At 40.8% G+C, this 3,751-nt stretch carries 3 protein-coding genes; 1 reads left to right on the top strand and 2 read right to left on the bottom strand.

What is annotated here, in order from left to right; genetic code table 11:
• Nucleotides 1-81: 81 nt before the first annotated feature.
• On the top strand, nt 82-261 hold the full coding sequence (locus tag AAGC65_RS25415; protein ID WP_022830046.1) for a histone H1-like protein: 180 nt from the start codon (nt 82-84) through the stop codon (nt 259-261).
• 55 nt (nt 262-316) lie between these two features.
• Here AAGC65_RS25415 and dapA read toward each other — a convergent pair whose 3' ends face one another.
• A complete protein-coding gene (dapA, locus tag AAGC65_RS25410; protein WP_343115262.1) occupies nt 317-1,195 on the bottom strand; it encodes a 4-hydroxy-tetrahydrodipicolinate synthase in 879 nt (292 codons plus the stop codon).
• Between the two features lie 176 nt (nt 1,196-1,371).
• The coding region (locus AAGC65_RS25405) for a DUF5686 and carboxypeptidase regulatory-like domain-containing protein (protein ID WP_343115261.1) at nt 1,372-3,751 on the bottom strand (2,380 nt) is incomplete at its 5' end.

Genomic DNA, 3,751 nt, shown 5'->3' with positions numbered 1-3,751 from the left:
AAAAATTTTTAATTAAAAAAAAACATTTTAGATTAGCTTAAATTAAAACAATAAACCTCATAATTTAAAAGGAGTAATTAAATGAAAAAATTTACTGAAGTAAAAGAGCTTGTAGCATCTTTGGAGGCCGACGCCGACAAATTCTACAACAAAGGAAACAGCGCTGCCGGAACCCGCGTTCGTAAAGGCATGCAAGATCTTAAAAACCTGGCTCAGGCTATCCGTTTGGAAGTACAGGAAGCGAAAAATAAAGAAGCTTAGTAAGATTTTATTATTCCAATAAAAAACCCGGTTAGTTAGTAACCGGGTTTTTTGTTTATGCTAATTTTTGCGTTTCCTTTTTTATGGCTTCGGCAATACCGCTGCTTACCGGTACAAGAGGCAGCCGGAGGTTTTCATCGCAAACACCTAAATGCTTTAGTGCATTTTTAGCGCCTGCCGGGTTGCCTTCAACAAACATTAACCTGGTAAATTCAATCAGGCTGCTGTGTATCTTTTGAGCTTGCTTGTAGTCGTTATTTAGCAATAGCTTTACCATAGCCACTAATGGTTTAGGCAAGGCATTACCTATAACAGATATAACCCCCACAGCACCCAGGGCCATCATTGGTAAGGTAACCGGATCGTCACCGGATATTACCAAAAACTCTTCCGGCTTATCGCGCATTAGTTGGTTAAACAGATCAAAATTGCCCGATGCCTCTTTAATACCAATGATGTTTTTAAAATCACGGGCTAAGCGCACAGTTGTTTCGGCCGCTATAGTGCTGCCGGTACGGCTCGGTACGTTATATAAAATTAGAGGTAGTGGCGCAGCCTGTGCTATAGCTTTGTAGTGCTGATATATACCTTCCTGCGTAGGTTTATTATAATGTGGGCTTGATGACAGTATTGCATCATAACCATCTATGTTAAATTCTTTAACTTGTTCAACTACTTCATGGGTATTGTTACCGCCTATGCCAGCAACCAACGGAACGCGTTTATTTACAACCTGCGCGGTAAATGACCAAACCTGCTTTCGCTCATCGGCATTCAATGTGGCGCTTTCGCCGGTTGTACCTAATGATACCAGGTATTGCATCCCGCCATCAATCAAATGTTCAATAAGGTTTCTTAAACCCTCGTAGTCAACTTGACCATCTGCCTGAAAAGGGGTCACCATAGCTACCCCTGTTCCGTAAAATATATTCATGAGTAAAATTAAAGGATGCTAATATAGTGAGTTACTATCAAGTAGTGGGTATCGTGTATCAAGTATTTACCAAATTTGTATAAAATACTCAGGTTTATTACCATCAAATCAGCATTGAATATCAAATATTCAAAATTTTGATCGCGCTACCTGATTGCTCGCTACTTGATAATAAATTACAAACTTATCCCGAGTCTGATGGCCGACTTGCTATTGCTGCTGCTGTTGAATGACCGGCCATACATCAGCCTGATATTTAAATATTGCAGGCCCACACCCAATTCAGTGTAGTTTTTAAGAACCGGGGTATACAGGTAATTAACATCAACAATTTCCTGAAGTTTGGATTTACGAATAATAGGTATTTTATTGGTTAAGAACCCCATAAAGTTATGCTCTAGGTGGGCTTCAATATATCTGTCCGACGTGCTGAAGTCATAATAATCCAACAACATAAAGCGAGTAATACCTGGTTTGTAGGCAAACAACTGGTTACCCTCGAAATGAATATAATCCGGATAAAATAGTTTATCAGTACTCAGAAATTTACCGGCCCCGATAAAAAACGATGTGTTTCCATAAAATCCTAAATCCATATTGGTTTTAGATATATCGGCGCTCAAGAGGTGATAATCAACATCAGAACCTAATATGCTAATGCCAGTAGTGTAATTTAAACCGATGGTTGGATATTTAGATGGAAGATAACGCCTGCCCGAAGGATAGGTTTCGTATTTATCACTAAAGTCATAACTGGTGCGCAGCGATACTTTAAATGATTGGTTTTCTGCAAACAAAGGGATATCCTGTGTGGGTACCAATGGGTTATTTGAGGTGAATGCATGATCTTTAGGGCTAAAAATGCTATATGTGCTACTGTTTGACAGTGATTTACGGTTTGCCCACTCAGCACTTGCAGAAGCTTTCCATCCGCCTGCTATATGCCCGGAGAGCGAGGCTGATACAAATTGCTTTTGATATAGCTTTTGGTAGTTTTGCCGCAAAAGCAGGCTATGCAGTGAATTTACAAAGGTTGATACCGGTTGCAGGTTATTTAAATCGGTAATATCTGAACCGGCGTTTAGGCCAAGTGTAAATTGCTTTAAAGGAATGGCCGCGCTTGCAACACCATTAAATAAATGATTGGCCAAGCCATAGCGCACCCGGCCACCCAATATCAGCGAGCGGTTGTTAATTGTATCAACCACTTTACTGTAAGTTACCCCGTAATTAATGGCAAAACCCTCAACTGTGTTATACAATAAAGAGGTTAGCAAACCATCGAAATGCAGGTTTTCTTTGTTATAACGGTTGCGGATGTTAATACCGGTTACCAAAATTTTCATTGGCTTAATGGTGTTATTATCTTTATCCAACGAATCAAGATATGTTCTCGACTCACGTTTCTGTGCCAGGGTTTCTTTATTTTTATAGTCTGTTTTTTCTTCGGCAGTAAGAGGGATTGGCCGCTGCTGATTCCAGAAGATCGAATCATGGGTAGTGTTTTTATCAATGTGTAAAACCTCGTCAAAGTTTGTTTTTTCAAAGCTGGGGTTAAGGTCGTAGTTTTTATATATTGCAATAAAGTAGCCGCCAAGTTTAAAGCCCAGTAAACCACCAGTGAATTCAAATTTGGTGGTTGCCGGCATCCAGGCCTTATCGCTTACAGGGTAAAACTGCTGGTTTATCTTCACGGTATCAACCAGATTAATATTAGCCCTTTTGGTGATATAAAGTTGCAGGGCCGATAGCCGCCAGCTATCTTCCAGTATGTATATGTAGCCATCAAAACAAGGGTCATGTGCGCGTTTGGGGGTTACCAGTATCTTATTAATAGTTTCACCGTTTTCAACCGATATGCCCATCCATTTGTAGTTATAATAGAACAAGGCATTATCAGCAATAGGCGATACAATAGGGCGGTTACTGAGCCCGTCCCAGATTTCAAAGTTTTCATAAAAGTTAACAGCCATGTCTGATGCCCTGTTAAAACTGAATGCCCTGTTTTGCCCCGATACTTTAGATGATACCTGCACCTCATGTACCTTATTGGGGCTGATGAAGCTGTATTTTGACTGAGATTCTGACAGGTAAACTATGCCGGTACGGTTGGAGTCGAGCCCGGCTTCGCGGGTGGCTTTCTGCACATCAAAGCCCAGGAACTTTTTTGGGGCAGCCAGTAGTTTTTGGAGGCCCTTGATATAAATATCGCAGGTATAAGCTTTAACCTCGTTAAGGTAGGTTTTACGCTTTTTGATAGCCTTGCGGATAATGGCATAAGCAGGATCTTCGCCGCCGGCATGTATGGCTACAGTTTGCAGCTGGTAGGTTTCTGTTTGTAAAGATACATTGATCACCTGGTTTCCGGTGAGGGTTATCTCACGGCTCTGCTGGCTATAACCTACAGCTTTGTATTGCAATTCATAATTACCAGCCTGTAATTGCAACTCATAATATCCTTCGCTGTTAGCAGATACACCGCGCGATGTGTTGTTGATATAGACAGAGGCGAAGGGAACTGGCTGGTTATTTTGATCGGTTATTTTACCGCTTATG

The sequence above is a fragment of the Mucilaginibacter sp. genome, from assembly GCF_039207105.1.
Taxonomy (GTDB): domain Bacteria; phylum Bacteroidota; class Bacteroidia; order Sphingobacteriales; family Sphingobacteriaceae; genus Mucilaginibacter.
The sequence above is the reverse complement of the archived record's forward strand: the minus strand, read 5'-3'. Positions and strand labels throughout refer to the sequence as shown.

Excerpts from the sequence above, each read along its gene's own strand:
- AAGC65_RS25415 (WP_022830046.1), top strand. The coding sequence starts at position 82 with ATGAAAAAATTTACTGAAGTAAAAGAGCTTGTAGCATCTTTGGAGGCC.
- dapA (WP_343115262.1), bottom strand. The coding sequence starts at position 1,195 with ATGAATATATTTTACGGAACAGGGGTAGCTATGGTGACCCCTTTTCAG.